Here is an 884-nt window from a genome sequence, read left to right on the forward strand (position 1 = left end):
GCGCGTAGAGGATGGTGGCCTCGTCGCCTTCCGGCGCCTGGATACGATCGAGCCCGGCAAAGGCTTCCTCATCGAGCACGCGCTCGATGGCACGCAAGCGGTCGGGCCGCTCGGGATGTCCGGGCGGCGTGAGATGCTCGAGGAAGATCGGATGGGTGTAGAGACGGGTGGTCATCGTCCTAATCTAGTGACCCGGATCGACAAAGGCCATGCACGGGCGGCCGATGACTGGGGAAAATCGCGACTGCGTCCATTCGCGTCGCTGCAAGCATTGGCGTCCTCAGCACTTCGGCGTAAGGTTTTTGGTACTGCCTGGTGCCCGCCGCAAGCGGGAGAATCGGGAACACGGTTGAATTCCGTGGCGTGCCCAACGCTGTGAGGGGGACCGCGCCGGTAAATGCCACTGTCGATGACGGGAAGGCACCGGACGCGGGTTGATCCCGAGCCAGAAGACCGGCCTGGCAGGCATCGTCATCCGCATGGTCAGGCGGATGATATCAATTGCAATCGCAAGGGGACAAGCGATGCCGGAACACCTGACCGCTGCTGTTGGCGACGGATTTGACCAGAGTGCGCGCGATGCGGTCTATCGCGCCATGTTCACACGGCGCGACGTGCGCAGCCATTTCCTGCCCACCGCGATCGATGACGACGTGCTGGCGCGGCTGCTGCTTGCTGCCCATCACGCGCCATCGGTCGGCTTCATGCAGCCATGGAATTTCATTGTCATTCGTGACATCGAGCGACGGGCGGAGGTGCGCGACCTGTTCCTGGCCGCGCGCGAGCAGGAACTGCCGGCGATCGACGAAGAGCGGCAGGAACTCTACCGCAAGCTCAAGCTGGAAGGCATCTGCGAAAGCGCGCTCAACATCTGCATCACCTGC

At 63.0% G+C, this 884-nt stretch carries 1 protein-coding gene, 1 pseudogene and 1 riboswitch; of the genes and pseudogenes, one reads left to right on the top strand and one right to left on the bottom strand.

The annotated features are described in order from the left end of the window. Positions 1–175: pseudogene (locus EN939_RS39585) on the bottom strand (histone deacetylase family protein); the annotation flags it as partial. 121 nt (positions 176–296) lie between these two features. Further along, positions 297–476, top strand: a riboswitch (cobalamin riboswitch). A gap of 48 nt (positions 477–524) precedes the next feature. Between EN939_RS39585 and EN939_RS36130 the strand changes: the two are divergent. Beyond that, positions 525–884: nitroreductase family protein (locus EN939_RS36130; protein WP_206528456.1), on the top strand; the 360-nt coding region annotated here is incomplete at its 3' end.

Source organism: Mesorhizobium sp. M7A.F.Ca.CA.002.05.1.1 (assembly GCF_003998335.1).
Taxonomy (GTDB): Bacteria; Pseudomonadota; Alphaproteobacteria; order Rhizobiales; family Rhizobiaceae; genus Mesorhizobium.